This window comes from Streptomyces sp. NPDC046876, assembly GCF_040645035.1.
Classification (GTDB): Bacteria; Actinomycetota; Actinomycetes; order Streptomycetales; family Streptomycetaceae; genus Streptomyces.
In genome coordinates this window covers 76067-98742 of sequence record NZ_JBEYXK010000013.1, presented here as the reverse complement: position 1 = coordinate 98742, position 22676 = coordinate 76067, and the positions used below count along the sequence as shown (strand labels likewise).

Here is a 22676-nt window from a genome sequence, read left to right as displayed (position 1 = left end):
CCACGCCCCCGAGGGCTCACGGGGCCACCTCGAGGTCGGGTACGACCTCCCGCAGCTGCTCGGCGGTCAGCGCCCCCTCACGCAGCAGGACGGGAACCTTCCCGGTGACGTCGACGATCGACGACGGCTGGATCCCCGGGGTCGGGCCGGCGTCGAGGTACACCGACACCGAGTCGCCGAGCATCGCCCGCGCCGCGTCGCAGTCCTCGGGCGCCGGGTGCCCGGTCAGGTTGGCCGAGGACACGGCCATCGGGCCGACCTCGGTCAGCAGCTCGATCGCGACGGGGTGCAGCGGCATGCGCACGGCGACGGTGCCCCGGGTCTCCCCCAGGTCCCAGGCCAGCGACGGCTGGTGCTTGGCGACGAGCGTCAGCGCGCCCGGCCAGAAGGCGTCGACGAGCTCCCACGCCTGCTCGGAGAAGTCGGTGACCAGTCCGTGCAGGGTGTTCGGGGAGCCGATCAGCACCGGGGTGGGCATGTTGCGGCCGCGCCCCTTGGCGGCGAGCAGGTCGCCGACCGCCTCGGCGCTGAAGGCGTCCGCGCCGATCCCGTACAGCGTGTCGGTCGGCAGCACGACGAGTTCGCCGCGGCGGACGGCGGATGCCGCTTCACGCAGACCCGTCTTGCGGTCCGTCGCGTCGTTGCAGTCGTATCGCCGGGCCATATCAGCGGGCCTCCTCGTGATGCAGGTGGGTGGCGGGAAGGGGGGCGCTCACGGCAGGGCCTTGCGGGCCGTGGCGAAGCGCGGGCGGTTGTTGAGGTCGGGGTGGTCGGCGGCGTCGGCCCAGCCCCGCTCCTCGGCGAAGATCCACGGGACCTGGCCGCCCTGGGTGTCGGCGTGCTCGATGACGACGATGCCCCCGGGCCTCAGCAGCCGGTGCGCGGTGCGCTCGATGCCGCGGATGGTGTCGAGGCCGTCCTCGCCGGAGAACAGGGCCATCTCCGGGTCGTGGTCGCGGGCCTCGGGGGCGACGTACTCCCACTCGGTGAGCGGGATGTACGGCGGGTTGGAGATCACCAGGTCGACCTGGCCGTCCAGCTCGGGCAGCGCCTCCAGCGCGTCGCCCTGGTGGACGGTGACCCGCGAGCCCTCGGCGTTCTTGCGGGTCCAGCGCAGCGCGTCCTCGGACAGCTCGACGGCGTGCACGCGCGAGCGCGGCACCTCCTGCGCCATGGCCAGCGCGATCGCCCCGGACCCGGTGCACAGGTCGACGATCAGCGGCTCGACGACGTCCATCGCCCGGACGGCCTGTATGGCCCAGTCCACCACCGACTCGGTCTCGGGCCGGGGCACGAACACCCCGGGCCCGACCTGGAGCTCCAGGTACCGGAAGAAGGCCCGGCCGGTGATGTGCTGGAGCGGCTCGCGCGCCTCGCGGCGGGCGACGGCCTCCCAGTAGCGGGCGTCGAAGTCCGCGTCCTTGACGTGGTGCAGTTCCCCCCGCTTGACGCCGTGGACGAAGGCCGCGAGCTCCTCCGCGTCGAAACGCGGTGAGGGAACGCCTGCGGCGGCCAGCCGCTGGGTGGCCTGGGCCACCTCGGCAAGCAGCAAGTTCACGCTGGTCCTCCGGGCTGCTGTCGTACGAGGGGGTGACGGGGGAGGGTCAGGTCAGTTCTGGTTCGCGGCCGCGAGCTTGGCGGCCGAGTCCGTGTCGACGCACGCCTGGATGACCGGGTCGAGGTCGCCGTCGAGCACCTGGTCCAAGTTGTACGCCTTGAAGCCGGTCCGGTGGTCCGAGATCCGGTTTTCCGGGAAGTTGTACGTACGGATCTTCTCGGAGCGGTCCACGGTGCGCACCTGGCTGCGGCGGGCGTCCGCGGCCTCCTGCTCGGCGGCTTCCTGGGCCGCGGCCAGCAGGCGCGAACGCAGGATGCGCATGGCCTGCTCCTTGTTCTGGAGCTGGCTCTTCTCGTTCTGGCAGGAGGCGACCACACCGGTCGGCAGGTGCGTGATGCGCACGGCCGAGTCGGTGGTGTTGACGGACTGGCCGCCGGGGCCCGAGGAGCGGTACACGTCGATGCGCAGGTCGTTGGGGTTGATCTCGACCTCGACCTCCTCGGCCTCCGGGGTGACGAGCACGCCGGCGGCGGAGGTGTGGATGCGGCCCTGGGACTCGGTGGCCGGCACGCGCTGGACGCGGTGCACGCCGCCCTCGTACTTCATGCGCGCCCAGACGCCCTGGCCGGGCTCGGTCGCGCCGTTGCCGCCCTTGGTGCGCACGGAGACCTGGACGTCCTTGTAGCCGCCGAGCTCGGACTCGGTGGAGTCGATGATCTCGGTCTTCCAGCCCACGCGCTCGGCGTAGCGCAGGTACATGCGCAGCAGGTCGCCGGCGAACAGGGCGGACTCGTCGCCGCCCGCGCCCGCCTTGATCTCCAGGAGCACGTCCTTGTCGTCGCTGGGGTCGCGCGGGACGAGCAGCAGGCGGAGCTTCTCGGTGAGCTCCTCGCGGTGCGCGCTCAGCTCCTTGACCTCGGCGGCGAAGTCCGGGTCGTCGGCCGCGAACTCCTTCGCGGTCTCGATGTCGTCCGCGGACTGCTTCCAGGCCCGGTAGGTCGCGATGATCGGGGTCAGCTCCGCGTAGCGCTTGTTCAGCTTGCGCGCGTTGGCCTGATCGGCGAAGACCGAAGGGTCGGCGAGCTTCTTCTCGAGGTCGGCGTGCTCGCCGACCAGTTCCTCGACCGCCTCGAACATCGGGGGCTCCTGGGGTGAAAAGTACGAAAAAGGGCTGCGGGACGACAAAGGCGCCGGCCCGGCCGCCCCCGCGTGAGCGGGGTGCAGCCGGGGTCCGGCGCCGTGGGCTCGCTACTTCGAGCCGGCAGCCTTGCCGAAGCGGGCCTCGAAGCGGGCGACACGGCCACCGGTGTCGAGGATCTTCTGCTTGCCCGTGTAGAACGGGTGGCACTCGGAGCAGACCTCGGCACGGATGGTGCCCTCGGTCAGGGTGCTACGGGTGGTGAACGACGCGCCGCAGGTGCAGCTGACCGCGGTCTCGACGTACTCGGGGTGAACATCGCGCTTCAAGGTGTCTCCTAGATTCGGGAGGGCACCGGGTCGCAGGAGCCGAATTGCGCACTGCGTGAACCGGGGCCGACAGACCAGTCTGCCAGGACCGGGCTGCCTTACAAAATTCCGGGAACGCCCTCCTCAACGAGCGGGGTGGGGCATCTATTCCGGACCCCGGCAGAACACCTGTGACCAGGCGTTTCGCCGCGGGGTGGGGTTCAGCGGACGATCTCGCCCGCCGAGCTCTTGTCGCCGGCGGACTTCGCCGTGGCCTCGGCGGGGATCGGCTGCTCGGCCAGCAGGGCGTCCCAGACCATCTTGGACTCCTTGGTGAGCGGCACGACCCGGTCGGGGTCCAGCGGGTCCGCGGCCACCGGCAGGGTGATCATCTGCATGTTCTGGGCGTCGATGCCCTGCAGGCTCTGGGCGAAGCCGAGCAGGGACTTCACGTCGCCGAGCGACTTGTCCGTGGTCAGCGACTTGGTGCCGGTGTCGGCGAGGTCCATCAGCCGCTTGGGGTTGTCGAAGATGCCGATGCCCTTGACCTGCTTGATCAGGGCCTTCATGAACGCCTGCTGGAGCTGTATTCGGCCCAGGTCGCTGCCGTCGCCGACGCTCTTGCGGGTGCGGACCAGGCCGAGGGACTGCTCGCCGTTGAGGTGGTTCTTGCCGGCGGGCAGGTCGAGGTGGCTGGAGCCGTCCTTGATGGGCTTCGTCGTCGTCACCTCGACGCCGCCGAGGTTGTCGATGATCTTCTTGAAGCCCGTGAAGTCGACCTCGATGTAGTGGTCCATGCGGATCCCCGACATCTTCTCGACGGTCTTGACCACGCAGGCCGCCCCGCCGATGGTGAACGCCTCGTTGAACTGCTCGCGCTGGCGGCCCTTGTCCGTCTTGCCGTTGGACAGGGTGCACGGCGGCCGGCTGACCATGGTGTCGCGCGGGATCGAGATGACGCTGGCCTTCTTGTGGCCGTCGTACAGGTGGATGATCATCGCCGTGTCGGAGCGGGCCGAGCCGCCGTCGTCACGGCCGTACTCCGAATTGGCGCCGCCGCGGGAGTCGGAGCCGAGGACCAGGATGTCCATCGAGCCGTTGTCCACGTTCTGCGGGCGGTCCTTGCCGAGCGCGCCGTCGATGTCGACCGTCTTCAGGTTCCCGTTCAGCTTGAAGTAGAACCAGCCGAGGCCCGCCCCGCCGAGCAGGACCACGCCCGCCGCGCTCCACGCGACGATCGCCAGGGCCTTGCGGCTCTTCGCGGGCTTCCGTCGGCGCCTGGCCTCGGCACGCCCGCCGCCGCCCCTGCTGTCCTCGCTCATGCTCTCCTCAGTCCTGGACATACGGTTTCCGGCCATCCGGCCCGACCTCCCCCGCTCCCCCTCGCCCCCCTGACACAGACGGAGGAACGCCCTCCAGGGTTCCACGGGCCCGCAGCGCCTCCGGACCGGGGGTGCCGTAAGCCGCACGGACCCCCGGGCACCGCGAGCCGGCGCCCGCACTGCCGCTGCCAGGGCTTTCCCCGGAAGGACGCATCCGGCCACGGCACGGTTCACCCCCGGCCCGGTGTGGCGGAACTCGCACGCTCCGGGCCCGCGGCGGGCCCCGTACGGCCTGAAAACGCGGGACCGCCCCCGCCGCGGCTGCGGTGGGGGCGGTCCCGGTGGGTGCCGTGCGACGGCGCCGGACGTCGGACGTCAGTCGTCGTTCTTGCCGGCCGGGGTCGTCTTGGCGATCTGCATCAGGAACTCGGCGTTCGACTTCGTCTGCTTCATCTTGTCGAGCAGGAGCTCGATGGCCTGCTGCGAGTCGAGCGCGTGCAGCACCCGGCGCAGCTTCCAGACGATGGAGAGCTCCTCGCTGTTGAGGAGGATCTCCTCCTTGCGCGTGCCCGACGGGTCGACGTCGACGGCCGGGAAGATGCGCTTGTCGGCGAGCTTCCGGTCGAGCTTGAGCTCCATGTTGCCGGTGCCCTTGAACTCCTCGAAGATCACCTCGTCCATGCGCGAGCCGGTGTCGACCAGCGCGGTGGCCAGGATGGTCAGCGAGCCGCCGTCCTCGATGTTGCGCGCGGCACCGAAGAAGCGCTTCGGCGGGTACAGCGCGGTCGAGTCGACACCACCGGACAGGATGCGGCCGGAGGCGGGCGCCGCGAGGTTGTACGCGCGGCCCAGACGGGTGATGGAGTCCAGCAGGACGACCACGTCGTGACCCAGCTCGACGAGGCGCTTGGCGCGCTCGATGGCCAGCTCGGCGACCGTGGTGTGGTCCTCGGCCGGGCGGTCGAAGGTCGAGGAGATGACCTCGCCCTTGACCGACCGCTGCATGTCGGTGACCTCTTCCGGACGCTCGTCGACGAGGACGACCATCAGGTGGCACTCGGGGTTGTTCGTGGTGATCGCGTTGGCGATCGCCTGCATGATCATGGTCTTGCCGGTCTTCGGCGGGGCCACGATCAGACCGCGCTGGCCCTTGCCGATCGGCGACACCAGGTCGATGATGCGCGTCGTCAGCACGCCCGGGTCGGTCTCCAGGCGGAGCCGGTCCTGCGGGTAGAGCGGGGTCAGCTTCTGGAACTCCGGTCGGCCGCGGCCCGATTCGGGCGCCATGCCGTTGACGGAGTCCAGGCGCACCAGCGCGTTGAACTTCTCGCGGCGCTCGCCGTCCTTGGGCTGGCGCACGGCACCGGTGATGTGGTCGCCCTTGCGCAGACCCGCCTTGCGGACCTGGGCGAGGGAGACGTACACGTCGTTGGGGCCGGGCAGGTAGCCCGAGGTCCGGATGAACGCGTAGTTGTCGAGGATGTCGAGGATGCCCGCGACGGGGATCAGGACGTCGTCGTCGGCGACCTGCGGCTCGCCCGGGGCGAACTCGTCGCGGCCCCGACGGCCCCGGCGGTCGCGGTAGCGGCCGCGACGGCCCCGGCGGCCGCCCTCGTCGTCGAAGTCGTCCTGCGGACCGCTGTCCTGGCGGCCCTGCTGGCCCTGCTGGCCCTGCTGCCCCTGGCCGCGGCCGCCCTGCTGGCGGTCGCGGTCACCACGGCCGCCGCCCTGGCCGGCCTGGCCGCCCTGGGCGCCCTGGCCCTGCTCGTCGGCCTTGGTACCGCGCTCGCGGCGGTCACGCTGGCGCTCCCCGCGGTCGCGGCGGTCGCGGCGGCCGCGGCCTTCCTCCTGGCCGGCCTGCGCGGGCGCGGAGACGGTGGTGGCGGCCTCGGCCTTGACCTCGGCGGGCGCGGGGGCGGTGGCGGTGTCGGCCTTGGCCTCGACCACGACGGTGGCGGCGGGGGCCGCGGTTTCCGGGCTGCCGGAGGGGGCCGTGGCACGGCGGCGGCGGCGCTCGGCGGCCGGGGCGTCGGCGCCGGCCGGCTGGCCCGGGATCTCGATCTGGGCGGGCGCGGCGGCCTTCTCGGCCGCCTTCTCGGCGGGCGCCTCGGCGGCGGCCTCGCCCGTGCGGGCCTTGCTGGTGGCGCGGCGCTTCGGCTTGGCCTCGGCGGCGTCCGCGGCGGGAGCCGCGGCCTTGGGGGCACTGCCGCCCGCCTGCGCCTCCTTGATGACCTCGATCAGCTGGCTCTTGCGCATCCGCGCGGTGCCCCTGATACCGAGGCCCGACGCGACCTGCTGCAGCTCGGCGAGGACCATGCCCTCGAGGCCGGTGCCGGAGCGGCGACGCTTGGGCGCGGCGGCCGCGGCGGGGGCGCTGGTGTCGACAGAGGTGTCGGCAGCGCCCATCAGATCGGTGGTGTCGCTCACGAAGGGTCCTTCCCTGGAGCGGACGTCGGCCTGTCTGGCTCGGCGACCGGTTGTGCTGTCCGACGGCAGTCCATGTCCTGATGGGTCGTGGACCGCAGCCGGGGCGGTGGTCCGCCGGTAGAGGTACGGCGGAGAGAAACATGCATGGGTGGTTCCGGCGAGAAGCCCCCGAGCTGGAAGCGTGGGATGTTCACGCCGATTCCGGAGCGTGCTCGAAACTGCTGGCGGCGATCAAAGCAGTCGGGGAGGCTCCCGGAAGAAAGGTGGTCCCTGATGGGGACACTGAGCGCCGAGCCATGGCGGCTTCGGCTGCACACTTGAGAGTAACACTACCGGATCCAACAGATATTCCCCCTCTCAATCACCGGCAATCGCGCCATCCGCGCGGGCGGCCTGCCCTGACCGCCCGCCCCTGGCGGCTGGAGCCCCTTAGGACTGGCCGCCCTGGGTGGCCAGCGGAAGGACGCTCGCGCCCGCGGCGTCGAGGGCGAGCCGGTTGGCCGCCCATCCCTCGCCGGCGAGCTGCGCGACCTTGTCGGCCGCGCCGTTGTCGGCCAGCGCGAGGACCGTGGGTCCCGCGCCGGAGATGACCGCGGGGATGCCGTCCGCCCGCAGTCGGTTGACGAGTGCCACGCTCTCGGGCATCGCCGGGGACCGGTACTCCTGGTGGAGCCGGTCTTCGGTGGCCGGCAGCAGCAACTCGGGACGCCTGGTCAGGGCTTCGACGAGCAGGGCCGCACGGCCGGCGTTGGCGGCCGCGTCCACGTGCGGGACGGTGCGCGGCAGCAGGCCGCGCGCGGTCTCCGTCAGGACGGGCTTGGAAGGTACGAAGACCACCGGAACGATGGAATCGGAGGGCTCCATGCGGATCGCCTTGCCGCTTCCGCCCTCCATCCAGGCCAGGGTGAAGCCGCCGAGCAGACAGGCGGCGACGTTGTCGGGGTGGCCCTCGATCTCGGTGGCCAGCTCCAGCAGGGCCTTGTCGTCGAGCCGGGCCTCGCCGCCTATGGTCACGGCGCGGGCGGCGACGATGCCGGCGCAGATGGCGGCGGAGGACGAGCCGAGGCCGCGGCCGTGCGGGATGCGGTTGGCGCAGACGACCTCGAGGCCGCGCGGCTGGCCGCCCAGCAGGTCGAAGGCGGTGCGCATGGAGCGTACGAGCAGGTGGCTCTCGTCGCGCGACAGGGTCTCGGCACCCTCGCCGGCGATGTCGATGTTCAGGCCGGAGTCGGCCACCCGGACGACGACGTCGTCGTAGAGTCCCAGGGCCAGGCCGAAGGCGTCGAAGCCCGGGCCGAGGTTGGCACTGCTGGCGGGAACGCGCACCCGTACGGCGGCGGCGCGGAACGCTGGACCGGCCATCGTCCGATGACACTCCTTGTGACTGTGCGAGACGAGATGTTCGCTGGCTCGCTGTGAATGTACTGGAGAACGTACGACACCCGAAGGCCCCCTGGGCAGCACCACGGTCATATGCGCGGTGGCGGATGTCAGTACAGCGTATCGAAGGAAGGTTCTCTCGCGACATAGGGCGCACGGGAGGCGCACGATGCGTGTCGCGGTCTTCGACCCGAATTCTGCTGGTTCTTGGCGGCGTACGCCCCCGCGGGCGCCGGGTTCCGGATCGCTCCGGAACCCGGCAGTGACCCCCTCAGGGGGCCTCGGGCCGAGGTCAGACCAGACCGAGACGGACGGCCGCGGCCTCCGCGTCCACCGGAACGGTGACCGGCTGCGGAGCCCCGGCGACCGCCCAGTCGGGGTCCTTCAGGCCGTTGCCGGTGACGGTGCACACGATCTTCTGGCCGGGGTCGACCAGGCCCAGCTCGGCGGCCTTGAGCAGGCCGGCCACGGAGGCGGCCGAGGCCGGCTCGACGAAGACGCCCTCCTGCGCGGCCAACAGCCGGTAGGCGGCGAGGATCTGGCGGTCCGTCACCTCGTCGATGAAGCCGCCCGACTCGTCGCGCGCAGCGAGCGCGTACTCCCACGAGGCCGGGTTGCCGATGCGGATCGCGGTGGCGATCGTCTGCGGCTCCTTGACGACCTCGCCGCGCACGATGGGCGCGGAACCGGCGGCCTGGAAGCCCCACACGCGGGGCGTACGGGAGGCCAGGCCGTCGGCCTTGTACTCCTTGAACCCCCGCCAGTACGCGGTGATGTTGCCGGCGTTGCCGACGGGCAGCACATGGACGTCGGGGGCGTCGCCGAGCGCGTCCACGATCTCGAACGCAGCCGTCTTCTGGCCCTCGATGCGCACCGGGTTGACGGAATTGACCAGCGCCACCGGGTAGTTGTCGGACAGCGCGCGGGCGAGGTCGAGGCAGTCGTCGAAGTTGCCGTCCACCTGGAGGATCTTCGCGCCGTGCACGAGGGCCTGGCCCATCTTGCCGAGCGCGATCTTGCCGCGGGGCACGAGGACCGCCGAGACCATCCCGGCGCGCACCGCGTACGCGGCCGCCGAGGCCGAGGTGTTGCCGGTGGAGGCGCAGATGACCGCCTTGGCGCCCTCCTCCTTGGCCCGGGTGATCGCCATGGTCATGCCGCGGTCCTTGAAGGACCCCGTGGGGTTCGCGCCCTCGACCTTGAGGTGCACCTCGCAGCCGGTGCGCTCGGAGAGCACCTGCGCGGGCACGAGGGGAGTGCCGCCCTCGCGGAGCGTGACCACCGGCGTCGAGTCCGTCACCGGCAGGCGGTCCCGGTACTCCTCGATGATGCCGCGCCACTGGTGGGTGCGATTGCTGCTCATGGGTCCTTACTCCCCTTCAACGCGCATGATGCTGGCGACACCGCGGACGGTGTCCAGCTTCCGCAGCGCCTCGACGGTCCCGGAGAGGGCGGCGTCGGGCGCGCGGTGAGTGACGACGACGAGGGAGGCCTCGCCGTCCTTTCCCTGCTGCCGGACGGTGTCAATGCTGACGCCGTGCTCCGCGAAGCAGGTCGCCACCTGGGCGAGGACACCCGGCTTGTCGGCCACATCGAGGCTGATGTGGTACCGGGTGACGACGTCGCCCATGGGGCTGACCGGCAGCTGGGTGTACGCCGACTCGCCGGGCCCCGTTGCCTCGGCGAGCTTGTTGCGGCAGACGGCGACGAGGTCGCCCAGGACCGCCGAGGCGGTCGGCGAACCGCCCGCGCCGGGCCCGTAGAACATGAGCCGCCCGGCGGCCTCCGCCTCGACGAAGACGGCGTTGTACGCCTCGCGGACGGAGGCGAGCGGGTGGCTGAGCGGGATCATCGCGGGGTGCACGCGCGCGGTGACGGACTCGCCGTCGGCGGCCCGCTCCAGGATCGCGAGGAGCTTGATGGTGCACCCCATGCGCTTGGCGGAGGCGAAGTCGGCGGCGCTGACCTCGGTCATGCCCTCGCGGTAGACGTCGTCGAGGCGGACGCGGGTGTGGAAGGCGATGCCCGCGAGGATCGCGGCCTTGGCGGCCGCGTCGTAGCCCTCGACGTCGGCGGTCGGGTCGGCCTCGGCGTAGCCGAGGGCGGTCGCCTCGTCGAGCGCCTCCTGGTAGCCCGCGCCGGTGGCGTCCATCTTGTCGAGGATGAAGTTCGTCGTGCCGTTGACGATGCCCATCACCCGGTTGATCTTGTCGCCGGCGAGGGACTCGCGCAGCGGGCGGACCAGCGGGATGGCGCCGGCGACGGCGGCCTCGTAGTACAGGTCCAGCCCGGCCTGCTCGGCCGCCGCGTGCAGGGCGGCCCCGTCCTGGGCGAGGAGCGCCTTGTTCGCCGAGACGACGGAGATGCCGTGCTCGAACGCGGTGGTGATGAGGGTGCGGGCCGGCTCGATGCCGCCGATGACCTCGATGGCGACGTCGATGTCGCCGCGTTTGAGCAGGGCGGTCGCGTCGGTGGTGACGAGGGCGGGGTCGATGCCCTCGCGGACCTTGGAGGGACGGCGCACCGCGACGCCGGCCAGTTCGACGGGCGCGCCGATCCTGGCCGTCAGATCGTCGGCGTGCGTCGTCATGATGCGCGCCACCTCTGAGCCGACCACGCCACAGCCCAGCAGCGCCACCTTCAGCGGACGCGTACGCATCATTCGACCTACGCCTTTCGATCTTCCTTCGGCACCTGGCGTACGGGGGTGTACGCCAGGTCTGAACCAGTCTCACTCAATGGACAGAAGTTTCCATCCTCGGTCCATTGAGTGAGACGCCTATTTCATCATCCGAGGTCGAGACGCAGGAGATCTTCCTCCGTCTCGCGCCGGACGATCACTCGGGCCGCCCCGTCGCGGACCGCGACGACGGGCGGGCGCAGCGCGTGGTTGTAGTTGCTGGCCATGGAGCGGCAGTACGCCCCGGTGGCCGGTACGGCGACCAGGTCGCCCGGGGCCAGGTCCGCGGGCAGGTAGGCGTCCTTGACCACGATGTCGCCGCTCTCGCAGTGCTTGCCGACGACGCGCACGAGCATCGGCTCGGCGTCCGAGGTCCGCGAGACCAGGGTGACCGCGTACTCGGCGTCGTAGAGGGCGGTGCGGATGTTGTCGGACATGCCGCCGTCCACGGACACGTACGTCCGCAGCCCCTCCAGCGGCTTGATCGTCCCGACCTCGTAGAGGGTGAACGCGGTCGGCCCGACGATGGCCCGGCCGGGCTCCACGGAGATGCGCGGCGCGCGCAGGCCGGCGGCCTCGCACTCGCGGGCGACGATCTCCTTCAGGGCCTTGGCGATCTCGTGGGGCTCGCGCGGGTCGTCGGCGGAGGTGTAGGCGATGCCGAGGCCGCCGCCGAGGTCGATCTCGGGCAGCTCGACGCCGTGCTCGTCGCGTACGGCGGCCAGCAGCTGCACCACGCGCCGGGCGGACACCTCGAAGCCGGCCATGTCGAAGATCTGCGAGCCGATGTGGGAGTGGACGCCGAGGAGCTCCAGGCTGTCGTGCCCGAGCGCGCGGCGCACGGCCTCGGCGGCCGATCCGTCGGCGACGGCGATCCCGAACTTCTGGTCCTCGTGCGCGGTGGCGATGAACTCGTGGGTGTGCGCCTCGACGCCGACGGTCACGCGGATCTGCACGGGCTGGCGTACGCCCAGCTCACGGGCGATGTGGGCGACGCGGGCGATCTCCTGGAAGGAGTCCAGGACGATCCGGCCGACCCCGGCCTCGATGGCCCGGCGGATCTCGGCGGCGGACTTGTTGTTGCCGTGGAAGGCGATGCGCCCGGCCGGCATCTCGGCGGCGAGGGCGGTGGCGAGCTCCCCTCCCGAACACACGTCGAGGTTGAGCCCCTCCTCCTTCAGCCAGCGCACGACGGCCTTGGAGAGGAAGGCCTTGCCCGCGTAGAACACGTCCGCCTCGGAGCCGAAGGCGTGCGCCCAGGCCCGGCAGCGGGCCCGGAAGTCGTCCTCGTCGAGGAAGTAGGCGGGCGTCCCGAACTCCTCGGCGAGCTCGGTGACCTCGATACCGCCGACGGTGACGACCCCGTCGGCGTTCCGCTCGACGGTCCGCGCCCACACCTTCTCGTCGAGGGCGTTCAGGTCGGCGGGCGGCGGGCCGTAGTGGCCCTCGGGCAGGACGTCGGCGTGGCGGGGGCCGGCGGGGTGCGCGGAACGGCTCATCGGTATCTCTCTTCGCGGATCACAGGCATTCGGTGGCATCTATGCCGAGCAGGGCCAGGCCGCCGGCCAGCACCGTCCCGGCGGCTTCGGCAAGAGCGAGCCGGGCGCGGTGGGCGGCCGAGGGTTTCTCGTCCCCGTGGGGCAGCACCCCGTACTGGAAGTCGAGAAGCGCATCGGCCAGCTCGACGAGGTGCCGGACGAGCCGCTCGGGCGCCCGGTGGTGCGCGGCGGCCTCGAGGACGAGGGGGTGCTCGCCGAGCACCCGTACCAGCACCTGGCCTTCGGGCCCGACGGCGCCGGGCTCGGGCCCGAAGCCGAACAACGCGGCGTTGCGCAGGAGCGCCCGGGCCCGGTCGTGGGCGTACCGCACCCGGAAGAGCTCACTGGACTCGTCCTGCACGAGCAGCCAGGCTCCGAAGGAGGGCGTTTCCTGCGCGGGCACACGCAGAACGGCCCACAGCACGGCGCCCACCCCGTACGCGGCAACGACATCCCCGTCCCGCCGGGCGACGGGCGCCACGGCGAGCCCGTCACCGAGATCCTCGCGCCCGTCGTGAACGCGGCCGATCCGCCGGACGGCGGCCCGCACGGCGAAGGCCCGCAGCGAAGCGTCGTCCGGCACGACCTGCGGCCGGGCGGCGGGGTAGCGCCCCGCCCGGTCACGCACCTCGCCGACCACATCCTGGGCGGACCGCTCGGCCAGCACGAAATTGAGAAAGCCCGCGCCGGTGACCTCGACCCGGGCGATTCCCGGTTCCCGCCCGAGGCGGGAGGCCAGCAGCCGCGCCACCTCGGCGGGCGGCGCACCGGCGGCCTTGCCGACCTGGAAGGCGACGGGAGTGGCGTACTCCCCCACCCCACCGGGCCGGGTCCGCTCGACGACGACCCGCGCCGGCACCGCAGCCCGGGCGGGCAGCTCCCCGTCCTCCACGGCGCAGCGCACGGCGCGTACGACGGTACGGGTGAGGTCGGCGGGGGTCACAAGCCCAGCCTAGGGGAGAAGCCCCGCCCCCACGCGAATGGTTTCGGCATGTGAACAGCCCGCACGACGAACGCCGCGCGCCTCACCGGAAGACGCACGCCCCACGACCGGCAGAGGACCTGAACGAACAACAGAAGAAGAGGTCAACCGCGCCCTCGACCCGCAGGCGCACCCTTCCGCTCTTTCCGGTCCCGCCGCTCGATGAGCCGGCGCACGACCCGTACCAGCTCGGCCGGCTCGAAGGGCTTGGCGACGAACGCGTCGACCCCGGCCTCGATCCCCGCCTCGACCTCGTACTGCGTACACGCGCTCACGATGGCGACGGGCAGGTGCCGGGTCCGCGGATCGGCCTTGAGCCGCGCAGCGGCCCCGAACCCGTCGAGCCGGGGCATGACGACGTCAAGCGTGATCACATCAGGGGCCACGTCGTGCACGACGTCCAGACACTCGGCACCATCGCTCGCGGTCACTACCTCGAAGCCCTCCAGCTCGAGATTGACCTTGATCAGCTGCCGGATGACCTTGTTGTCGTCGACAACAAGCACCCGACCCGTGGCGCCTGGCACAACTCGAGAGTAGGTCCGCCTAAGCTCCCGCGTCCGGGTTTTCGCCACTTCCACCCCGTCCGAGCGACCCGCTCCCCCCTCCCCCGGAAACGGTTTCTGATCACCCCGCCGAAGCTGGTAGTGTTCAACCCGTCGCCGCACAGCGAACGACACGCCCCCGTAGCTCAGGGGATAGAGCAACGGCCTCCGGAGCCGTGTGCGCAGGTTCGAATCCTGCCGGGGGCACTTACGCGAGACCAGCGCCGCAAGGCCGCTGACCTGCGAAAGTGCCAGCATGAAGACCCGAACTCAGTCCCACTGAGTCCGGGTCTTTGTCGTTGTCGCGCACTGATCCCGTGTGAGCAGCGTGTGAGCCACGCGCCGGGCGCTGCGGCCGGCCTGGAGACCGCCGAGGACGTAGATCTGACCGACCCCCACCCCGACTCCAGCGTACGGCGCGGCCAGGGCTACACCCTGCGCGTCACCGCCACCGCAGCCGTGCACCACCATCAGCTCCTCGACCGCTGCCAGCCGCTCGATGGCGGCCAGGGAGTCCCTGCAGTCCCAGCTCAGGGCAAGGCCCGCCGCGAGTACGAGAGCCGGGTCAGCGCGCTCGCGCCGACCGGATCGTGATCGTTCTCACCGGGACTTCCTGTACCTCAACCACTCACGCCCGGATCCGATGGGAATTCTCCTGGCGCGTCAGTTAATTCTCCTGGCGCGTCAGTTGACGAGGTCGGCGTACAGGATGATGTTGTCCGGTCGGTGGCCCTCGGTGATTTCGCCGCCGCAGGTGATGACGCGCAGCTCGGGGCGGGTGGTGTCGCCGTAGACCCTGGCGGTCGGAAAGTTCTTCTTGTCCACCTGTTCCAATGCCCGGACGCGGAACAGGGCTGTGCTGCCGTCCGCGCGGGAGACGGTGATCTCGTCACCGGTGTGGACCTTGGAGACGTCCTTGAGCACGGCGGGGCCGCGCGCGGTGTCGAAGTGTCCGATCAGTACGGCGGGACCGGTTTCCCCGGGCGTGACGCCCTTCGTGTACCAACCGATCTTGTCCCCGTCCGCCACGGAGGGCACCTCGACCGTGCCGTCGCCGGCCAGTCCCAGCCCCAGGACCGGGGAGGCGTCCACCCCTGCCGAGGGGATCCGCACCCGGACGGGCTCCGAGGCGGGCAGCGGGGAGGCTGTCGCGGCAGGCGCCGGGATCGCCGCAGCGGCGGAGGAGGCCTGGGAGACGTACGGCGCCGGGGTCGCGGGCTTCCCGGCGGCCGGAGCCCCGCAGCCGGTGGCGCCGGCCAGGGCGGAGAGGGCGACGGCGACGGCGAGGACCGGGCCGCGGGCGGCAAGAAGGGCGGGACGGACGGCGGTACGGGCCATGGGGAACTCCTGAAACGGGTACGGCGGGCCGCCGATGGGCGACCCGCCGTGTGGGCAGGGGGAAGCGGTTCGGTCAGCCGTGGTTGCGGCGGCGACGCAGCAGGGTCGCGCCCAAGGCGGCGCAGATCGCGACCAGTCCGGCACCGGCGGCGAGCGTGGTGGTGTCGTCGGAGTCCGCCACGCTCTCGACGGGGAGCTCCGCGCCGGCGGCCACCGGGCCCTGCGGGACGACCCTGGTCTGACCGGCGGTCTGAACCTTCGGGGTGGCCGGGGTGGCCGGGGTGGCGGTCGGGGTGGTGGCCGGCGTGGTGGACGGCTTCGGCGCGGGCGCCGGCGACTGCTCCTCGACGACCTCGTAGCCGAGCTCGCAGCCCTTGGGGAGCGCGGGGAAGGAGGCCTTGCCGACCGGGACCCCCTCGCCGCCCTGGGTCTTCCACTCGAAGACCGGCTTGGCGCCGCTCGGGTTCACGATGCGCAGGTGGAAGGCGTCCCCACCCTTGGGGTGCGTACGGTCCAGGGTCTCCGACCAGGTGTCACCCGGGGCGGAGCCGTGCACGACCGCCTTCGGGCCCTTCGAGGACATGGTCAGGTCGGCGATCATGCCGGCGCCCACCTGGACCTCCTTGACGTCCGAGACGCACGTGGGGGTGGGAACGGCCTCACCCTTGGGCAGCGGGTAGGACCGGGAGGTGCCGGCGTGGGTGACCTTCAGGACCGGGTTGGCCGTCGTGGCGCCCAGCAGTTCCAGCCGGTGGCCGTCGACCGTGGCGGTGGTCTGCTTGCGGTTCAGCAGGGACAGCACCCGGGTCAGGTACTCGTCGCCCTGCTTCCAGTCCTTCGGGACGGCGCGGATCCAGGCCTCGGGGCCCTCGGCCTTGTTGCGCAGCACCGCGACCAGGCCCTCGCCGATGTACACCGGCTGCCCCTCGTACCGGCTGTTGTCACCGGTGGCGGCGAACCTCGTGGTCGGCGCCTGGCTCGTGGCGGCGAACGCCGCGGTGGCAGCGGGGGCGAGGAGCATGCCGGCGGCGACGGCCGTGACGAGCGAGGTGCGGAGGGCGAGGGCGGAACGCATAACGACTCCTGAAGCGTGGGTGAGGAGGTGGAGGAGAGTCGCATGCCGCGTTGAGTCTGTTCGGTCGAGTTCACCGGGTCAGGTGTGGCGGGGCTGCTGAAGAGAAATTTAGGGATCTTGTTTGACCGGACGATCGGGTTCCTGTCCGTGCCGTGTAACAGCAAAAGCGGAGGTACCAGAGGGATCTGCTGCCGGCCGTCGCCCGCCGGCGGCGGCCGGCCGAGCTGTGCGCGCTGATCGAGCGATCCCGCCGCCGTGACGCCCCCGACCCCGGTGTCATCGTGGAGGAGGACGGCGACTTCGAGCGGATGGAACAGAGCGTCCATGCCGCCCTGCGGAAGCCGGCGCAGTACGAATCGAAGGCCCGCACGGACGCGATCCCGCAGCTAACGCGCGGCGGGTGCGACGGTTGCGCCCTCTGAGGAGCGTGTGAGCCGCGTACGCAGACGGCCATGGGGCGGTGTTTCCGCAGGTGAAGGGCCCTGTTCGCCCCCACTCCCCGACCATGCCGTCCGGAGCCGTGTGCGCAGGTTCGAATCCTGCCGGGGGCACTTCGCAAGGAGTGCCACAAGCCCCCGCCACCAGCGAGAACGCTGATGCCGGGGTCTTCGCGTATACGCAGCCAACTGCCGCCGTGAGCAGCCGCATGCCAGACCCTGTGGACTGTTCGTGGACAGGATCTTCACCCATCGGCACAGGGCAGCCCGCGACGCCGAAGGCCCCTGAACGGGTCCAGGGGCTCGCAGTCCACCACCCCTCACGCACGCTCACTCGTACTCGCACAGCAGATCCTCGATCCGGCGGTTGGCCACCTCCTGCCGCCAAGGGAGCCTGGACGCCCCGCGCACGGGAGGAGCGCAAGAAGGAAGTGGTCCTGGTGCTGCCCGGCTCCTGACATCCATGGCTGACATCGCAGGGATCGGGTCCGAACAGTGATGCGCACGGCGGTCCGATCGGAGCCCGGCGGGCGCATACTGGACGCAATGACAAAGCCAGACGCACCGAAGCGCCATCTGCCGAGCAGCCCCTTCAAAGCCCCGACCGCGCCACCCCCAAAGCACTTCGCGGTGGGTGACCAGGTCACGCACGACGTGTACGGACTCGGCCGAGTGATCGGCGTCGAGGACGGAATCGCGATGCTCGTCGATTTCGGCTCGGCGCGCGAGCGGATCCTGAGCCCGTACGCCAAGATGATCAAGCTATAGGCCCGTTGTCCCAGACCGCGCGGCACAGGTTCGGGTTCGCGGCCCATTCGTGGACCGGCCGAACAGGCAATAGCGCCACCAGGCCGGTGACTTGCTGAAATACCCGAGACGCACGGGGCCTCCGGAGCCGTGTGCGCAGGTTCGAATCCTGCCGGGGGCACTCTCGCAAGACCAGCGCCGCAAGGCCGCTACCTGCGAAATTGCCACGATGAAGGCCCGGACTCAGTCCCACTGAGTCCGGAGGCTTTCTCGTTGTCTCTTGCTGTCCACGCGCGAGTGGCGTGTGAGCTATGCGCGCCTCCCTCCCGGCGAGTCAGCGGCGCACTGCGCCCCTTCCGTCACGGGAGACATCGCGGGCGGTCCTCGCCGCCCATCCGGGCAGGGCCGTAGATCGATTTCGGCATCTTCGCGGAGGATGCGGGCGCCCCGCTTCCTCTGCCTCTCCACCTCCTGAGGTCCGGCTGACCGAATACAGCTCGCGGCCATCCGCACCCTCAGTGAGGACGCCCCTAGAACAAGCCCCCACCATGCCAGGGGTGGCGGCGGCCAAGCTTCCCGGCGCCCGCGCATGGGCTGGCGCCACTCGAGGCCTGCGCCCTACACCGCTTCCGCCGCCTGCCTCTTCGTGGCCGTGCCCATACGCAGCCTCTCCACCACGCCACAGTCCGAGTTCAGAGCCGTGGGGCCCATGAACCTTGGCAAACCGTGCGACAGGCAGGCAACGATCACTCTAGGCGACCCCTTCGCCTTGCCGTCAGGCCGGTGGCTTGGTGATGCCCGCCTCGTTGCCGGCCCAGAGGTAGATGCGGGTGGTGCCGCGCTGGAACTCGTGTGCGTAGATGTCCGTGCAGAATTGAACGCCTTGGCCTTCCGGGGTTTTGGCGTCACCACGACAGACGGCGCCCATGCGCATACCGTCGACGAAGGTCTCGGGCTCCGGCAGGCCAAGGTGGCTGAAGCCGTCGCTGCGGGTATACCCCGGGTCCTTGGGGTGCGTGTTGCGGACCAGTTGCGTGCCCTCCGGCTGCAGCGGCTTGAGGAAGCGGTCCGCCTCCGGGGTAGGCACTGTGAAGGCGAGCAACGCGACGTCGTACTGCGCGTTGGTCTTGAGACCGGCTCGGCGATCGGTGGCCGACTCCGGTACCTCGAAGCCCATCGTCTTCGCCATCCATTCGGGCGTGACGTTCTCTTCCCAGCAGCAAGCCTTGTCGTACGCGGCCGGATCCCTCAAAGCCGCCATGGCCCAGAGCACTGTGAGCAGGACGCCGACGATGGCCACGCCCGCCAACCCCCCGGCCCCGATGGCGAGGCGACGCTGCCACGACCGCTTCTGCTTGCCGACCCTGGCCGGAGCGGCGGGATGGTTCATCGGTCGATCTCCCCTTCGCCGTCCCGAGCGTGGCGGCCGGGATCACTGCGCTCCCCGGCCCGGCCGGGATCGTCGGGGGCAGGCAGCGCCGCGCCGCTACCCAGTTCGTAGTCTTCACCAGCCCGTCGCGCACCGCACCGTGCAGCTTCGCGAGTTCCTCCGCGGCCGTCTTCCACTCCGTCACTGCTTCATTGAGCTTGCCCAGGTCGAGCGTGAGGAGGTCGGTCCAGGTGAAGGTCACTTCACATACCTCTGTATCTCGGACACGGACATGGCCGAGCCATCGCGGTGGCGCAGGCTCGCGGCGATGGCCTCATCGTCCGCATGCGCCTTCTTCGAGAAGTCGAGGTGGTTGGAGATGTGCGCGTACATCTGCAGCACCGTCTTGACCTGCGAGTCCCACGTGGGGAGGGTCACCGACAACTCCGACCCCATGGTCAGGTTCCGGGTGGTGCATTCGGACGCGGCCCGGGCAGTCGCGCCGGTGCCCGCGATGTCCGCCTTGCCGCGCAGTTGGCCGTGGAGGAGGAATGCCTCATGTCCGACGGCCCCCAAATCGTCTTGCGTGACGACCAGGTCGGGCGATGGGCCGCTCCCCGTCGCGGCAGTCCCCTTCGCCTCAGCCCATTCCTCGTCGAACGTCACGAGGCCCCCCTCGTCGCATCACGGCACAATGCCGGCCACCCTAACAACCGTGATGGATCGAGGCGTTCGAGGAAATAGGTCAGGGAAGGTGGGTGGTGAGCCAGGTTGTGGCTTGGGTGGAGACTTCCTGGAGGGCGCCCGGTTCCTCGAAGAGGTGGGTGGCGCCTTCGATGATCTCGAGGGCGTTTTCGCAGCGGAGTTGGGCCTGGGCCTCGCGGTTGAGGGTGAGGACGAGGGTGTCGTCGCCGCCGACGATCAGGAGGGTGGGGGCTCGGACCGCCCCCAGGCCCGTCGCCAGGTCCGGGCGGCCGCCTCGCGAGACCACCGCGTAGACCGGGGAGGTCGGGTCGGCCGCTGCCGTCAGGGCCGCAGCCGCGCCCGTACTCGCACCGAAGTACGCCAGCGGCAGCGGCGTGCGGGCGCCCAGCCAGGTGGTGGCGCGGGCCAGGCGGTCGGCCAGGGTCGCGATGTCGAAGACGTGCGCCCGGTGGCCCTCCTCGGCCGGGGTGAGCAGGTCGAAGAGCAGCGTGCCCAGGCCGGCCCGCTGCAGGGCGCCGGCCACCTCGCGGTTGCGCGGGCTGTGGCGGCTGCTGCCCGAGCCGTGGGCGAAGAGCACCACCGCGCGGGCGTTCGGCGGGAGGGTGAGCTCGCCCGGGAGCGGCAGGCCCCCGGCGTCGACCGTGACCTCCTCCGACACCGGCCGTGCGGGGCGGGCGGATGCGGCGAGGAGGGCCAGGACCTCCTCGTCCGGGGTCTGGGAGAAGTCGCGGTACCACTGGCCGACGGAGGAGAACGCCGGGGGTGTGGACAGGCAGACCACCTCGTCGGCCACCTCCGCCATCCGGGCCAGCGCATCCGGCGGGGCCACCGGGGCCGCCATCACCACCCGCCGCGCACCCTGCGCCCGTACGACCCGGCAGGCCGCGGCCGCCGTGGCGCCGGTGGCGATGCCGTCGTCGACCACGATCGCGGTGCGGCCGTCCAGCGGGACCCGCGGCCGGCCGGCGCGGAAGCGGTGCGCCTGGCGCTCCAGCTCCCCCGTCTCGGCCTCCTCGACCCGGGCGACGTCCTGCGGGCTGATCCGGCCGCGCCGGACGATGTCGTCGCTGATCACCCGAACCCCGCCCTCGCCGATGGCGCCGAAGGCCAGCTCGCGCTGGTACGGGACGCCCAGCTTGCGGACGACGATCACGTCGAGGGGAGCACCGAGGGCCTGGGCGACGTGCGAGGCGACCGGCACGCCGCCGCGGGGCAGGCCCAGGACCACGGGGTGCTCGGGTGCGTACGGCCGGAGGGCCTCGCCCAGTCGTCGTCCTGCGTCGTCGCGGTCGGTGAAGAGCACGTCGGTTCTCGGTTCTCGGTTCTCTGGCGTCGGCATTCGTGGCTGCCTCTTACCGCTCTTCTTCGAAAGAACCTCATTCGGGGGCTGCGCGCAACTGCGCCCCGCGGCCCCGTGGTCTCGTCGTACGAGGGCGGCGGTCCGGGTCTGTGCGTTTTGGGGGATGGGTAGGGGTGGGAAGCGTGCATAGGTTGGCGGTGAGGCCACATCGTGCCGCTGACCAGGTGCTTTGTGGCGGGCTCTGACGACGAGGATGGGGCAGCGCGATGCGTGAACTGGTGGAGACGGCCCGGCAGTGGGCGGCCGAGGGGCGGGCGGGCTTCCTGGCGCGGCCGGTGGCCGAGCAGGGCTTCGGGCCGCGGGACCCCGCCGGGGCCCTGCTCCTGGACGCGCGGGGGCACTGCGTCGGCTCCCTCTACCGGGGCGTCTTCGACGCCGAGCTGGTCGCCGAGGCCGGGGCGTGGACGCCCGGGGCCACCGCCCGCGTGTGCGAGGTGTCGGTCGGGGCGGACGAGGCCGTCGGCGCGAAGCTGACCTGCGGCGGCCGGGCCGAGATCCTGCTCCAGCCGCTGGCGGCGGTGCCGGCCGAGTGGTGGCAGCTGCTGGACGAGGGGGTGGGCGTGGCCCTGGTGACCCGGCTCAACGAGGGGGCCGACCACGGGGTGAGCGAGGTCGTACGGGCCGTGGACGAGCCCACGAACGACGCCGAGCGCCGCGCGGGCGAGCTGCTGGCCACCCGGCGGCCGGGCCGGGACGCGCTCTACGGGCAGTCCGGGCTGGTGTTCGTGGAGGCGTACCCGTCGGCGCCCCACCTCGTCATCGGCGGCAGCGGCGAGCTCGCGGAGATCATCGCCCGGCAGGCGCAGCTGCTGGAGTGGGGCGCCGACTTCGTCACGGGCGCCGCCGAGGCCGAGAAGCTGCTGGCGGCGCGGCGGGACGCGGCCTGCCTGGTGATGCTCAGCCACGATCCGGAGTTCGACGTCCCGACGCTGCGGGCCGCGCTCGCGCTCGGCATCCCGTACGTCGGCGCCCTCGGCTCCCGCAAGACCACGGCCCGGCGGCGCGAGGGGCTGGAGGCGGCCGGGGTCACCGAGGCCGAGCTGGCGCGCGTGCACGGGCCGATCGGGCTGGACCTGGGCGCCCGTACGCCGGCCGAGACCGCCCTCGCGATCTGCGCCGAGATCCTGGCGGTGCTGGGCGGCCACGACGTACGGGCGCTGCGGGATTCGGACGGGCCGCTGCGGTAAGGAGAGGAGTGGGCGGCCGGCGGGCGGATGAGCGGCCGGGCCACAGGCGGCCGCTCTGGCCGCTCTACATATCGGATGATTCTGCTCTTATAGCGCGATGGCGCTGAAAAGCGGGTACACAGTCTGTATGGACACGACCCTGAGCTACATCGCGGTCGACGCGACCCTGAGTGACATCGCCTGGTTCTTCGTCGTGGGGATCCTCATCGCCGGGTTCCTGCTCGCCGGCTTCAAGCTGGGCCAGCGGGTCCGGGCGAAGGAGCCGCCGCCGCCCGACGCCGAGAGCCAGCCGCACCTGCCCAACGGCGGACCGGTGCACGAGGTGCGCGAGGAACGCGACCCGGTGGAGATCCCCGAGGGCGGCCTGCGACCCCACGAGATGCAGGGCTACGGAAACTTCGGCTCCACCACCTCCAGCCACCCCGACGAGGTACGGGACCAGCGGGAGGCCGGATTCAAGCGCCCCGAGGGCCCCGGCCCGCACCCGCAGCCCGGCGCGCCGCCCGACGCGGGCCGCGGAGCGCACGCCTGACGGTGACGGCGGTGACGGCCGACCGCCCGCGCACGCGCCGCTGTTGAA

Annotated in this window: 21 protein-coding genes and 1 tRNA gene; 5 read left to right on the top strand and 17 right to left on the bottom strand. The window is 71.5% G+C overall.

Going from position 1 to position 22676, the window contains the following annotated elements:
- Positions 1-16: 16 nt before the first annotated feature.
- The 12 genes from ABZ924_RS10900 to ABZ924_RS10845 form a co-directional block, all read right to left on the bottom strand.
- Complete coding sequence (locus ABZ924_RS10900) at positions 17-664, bottom strand: L-threonylcarbamoyladenylate synthase (protein WP_361906818.1); 648 nt, start codon at positions 662-664, stop codon at positions 17-19.
- Between the two features lie 48 nt (positions 665-712).
- Entirely contained in the window at positions 713-1558 is an 846-nt protein-coding gene (gene prmC, locus ABZ924_RS10895) for a peptide chain release factor N(5)-glutamine methyltransferase (protein WP_361906816.1), read from the bottom strand.
- Between the two features lie 51 nt (positions 1559-1609).
- Complete coding sequence (prfA, locus tag ABZ924_RS10890) at positions 1610-2695, bottom strand: peptide chain release factor 1 (protein ID WP_361906814.1); 1086 nt, start codon at positions 2693-2695, stop codon at positions 1610-1612.
- A 111-nt stretch (positions 2696-2806) separates the two neighbouring features.
- Positions 2807-3025 (bottom strand): 50S ribosomal protein L31, encoded by a 219-nt coding sequence (rpmE, locus tag ABZ924_RS10885; protein ID WP_361906812.1) that lies wholly within the window; start codon positions 3023-3025, stop codon positions 2807-2809.
- Between the two features lie 200 nt (positions 3026-3225).
- Positions 3226-4326, bottom strand: coding sequence for an LCP family protein (locus ABZ924_RS10880; RefSeq protein ID WP_361906810.1), 1101 nt, complete (start codon positions 4324-4326; stop codon positions 3226-3228).
- Between the two features lie 375 nt (positions 4327-4701).
- Entirely contained in the window at positions 4702-6753 is a 2052-nt protein-coding gene (gene rho / locus ABZ924_RS10875; protein ID WP_361906808.1) for a transcription termination factor Rho, read from the bottom strand.
- A 429-nt stretch (positions 6754-7182) separates the two neighbouring features.
- The gene (gene thrB, locus ABZ924_RS10870; protein ID WP_361906806.1) at positions 7183-8115 is read right to left on the bottom strand and encodes a homoserine kinase; all 933 of its coding nucleotides are present in this window, start codon (positions 8113-8115) and stop codon (positions 7183-7185) included.
- Between the two features lie 310 nt (positions 8116-8425).
- Complete coding sequence (gene thrC, locus ABZ924_RS10865; protein ID WP_361906804.1) at positions 8426-9496, bottom strand: threonine synthase; 1071 nt, start codon at positions 9494-9496, stop codon at positions 8426-8428.
- Between the two features lie 6 nt (positions 9497-9502).
- Entirely contained in the window at positions 9503-10795 is a 1293-nt protein-coding gene (locus ABZ924_RS10860; RefSeq protein WP_361906802.1) for a homoserine dehydrogenase, read from the bottom strand.
- 125 nt (positions 10796-10920) lie between these two features.
- Entirely contained in the window at positions 10921-12312 is a 1392-nt protein-coding gene (gene lysA, locus ABZ924_RS10855) for a diaminopimelate decarboxylase (RefSeq protein ID WP_361906801.1), read from the bottom strand.
- A gap of 19 nt (positions 12313-12331) precedes the next feature.
- The gene (nrtL, locus tag ABZ924_RS10850) at positions 12332-13294 is read right to left on the bottom strand and encodes an ArgS-related anticodon-binding protein NrtL (protein WP_361906799.1); all 963 of its coding nucleotides are present in this window, start codon (positions 13292-13294) and stop codon (positions 12332-12334) included.
- A gap of 143 nt (positions 13295-13437) precedes the next feature.
- Entirely contained in the window at positions 13438-13914 is a 477-nt protein-coding gene (locus ABZ924_RS10845) for a response regulator (protein WP_361906852.1), read from the bottom strand.
- A gap of 99 nt (positions 13915-14013) precedes the next feature.
- Here ABZ924_RS10845 and ABZ924_RS10840 point away from each other — a divergent pair.
- Both ABZ924_RS10840 and ABZ924_RS10835 read left to right on the top strand, forming a co-directional pair.
- Positions 14014-14085: transfer RNA gene (locus tag ABZ924_RS10840), tRNA-Arg, on the top strand.
- Between the two features lie 123 nt (positions 14086-14208).
- Positions 14209-14472, top strand: coding sequence for a hypothetical protein (locus ABZ924_RS10835; RefSeq protein WP_361906797.1), 264 nt, complete (start codon positions 14209-14211; stop codon positions 14470-14472).
- Between the two features lie 90 nt (positions 14473-14562).
- Here the strand turns inward: ABZ924_RS10835 and ABZ924_RS10830 are convergent, their stop codons facing one another.
- Both ABZ924_RS10830 and ABZ924_RS10825 read right to left on the bottom strand, forming a co-directional pair.
- Entirely contained in the window at positions 14563-15216 is a 654-nt protein-coding gene (locus ABZ924_RS10830) for a class F sortase (RefSeq protein WP_361906795.1), read from the bottom strand.
- Between the two features lie 73 nt (positions 15217-15289).
- Positions 15290-16291: a hypothetical protein gene (locus ABZ924_RS10825; protein ID WP_361906793.1), complete on the bottom strand. Its 1002-nt coding sequence runs from the start codon at positions 16289-16291 to the stop codon at positions 15290-15292.
- 983 nt (positions 16292-17274) lie between these two features.
- Between ABZ924_RS10825 and ABZ924_RS10820 the strand changes: the two genes are divergently transcribed.
- On the top strand, positions 17275-17496 hold the full coding sequence (locus ABZ924_RS10820) for a hypothetical protein (RefSeq protein WP_361906791.1): 222 nt from the start codon (positions 17275-17277) through the stop codon (positions 17494-17496).
- A 754-nt stretch (positions 17497-18250) separates the two neighbouring features.
- On the opposite strand, the gene ABZ924_RS10815 is transcribed toward ABZ924_RS10820, so the two are convergent.
- The 3 genes from ABZ924_RS10815 to ABZ924_RS10805 form a co-directional block, all read right to left on the bottom strand.
- Positions 18251-18865, bottom strand: coding sequence for a hypothetical protein (locus tag ABZ924_RS10815; RefSeq protein WP_361906789.1), 615 nt, complete (start codon positions 18863-18865; stop codon positions 18251-18253).
- 237 nt (positions 18866-19102) lie between these two features.
- The gene (locus ABZ924_RS10810) at positions 19103-19510 is read right to left on the bottom strand and encodes a hypothetical protein (protein ID WP_361906787.1); all 408 of its coding nucleotides are present in this window, start codon (positions 19508-19510) and stop codon (positions 19103-19105) included.
- A gap of 79 nt (positions 19511-19589) precedes the next feature.
- A complete protein-coding gene (locus tag ABZ924_RS10805) occupies positions 19590-20852 on the bottom strand; it encodes an alpha/beta family hydrolase (protein ID WP_361906786.1) in 1263 nt (420 codons plus the stop codon).
- 263 nt (positions 20853-21115) lie between these two features.
- Here ABZ924_RS10805 and ABZ924_RS10800 point away from each other — a divergent pair, with 263 nt between their 5' ends.
- The gene (locus tag ABZ924_RS10800; protein ID WP_361906784.1) at positions 21116-22096 is read left to right on the top strand and encodes an XdhC family protein; all 981 of its coding nucleotides are present in this window, start codon (positions 21116-21118) and stop codon (positions 22094-22096) included.
- A gap of 127 nt (positions 22097-22223) precedes the next feature.
- Positions 22224-22628: a DUF6479 family protein gene (locus ABZ924_RS10795; protein ID WP_361906782.1), complete on the top strand. Its 405-nt coding sequence runs from the start codon at positions 22224-22226 to the stop codon at positions 22626-22628.
- Positions 22629-22676: the final 48 nt, after the last annotated feature.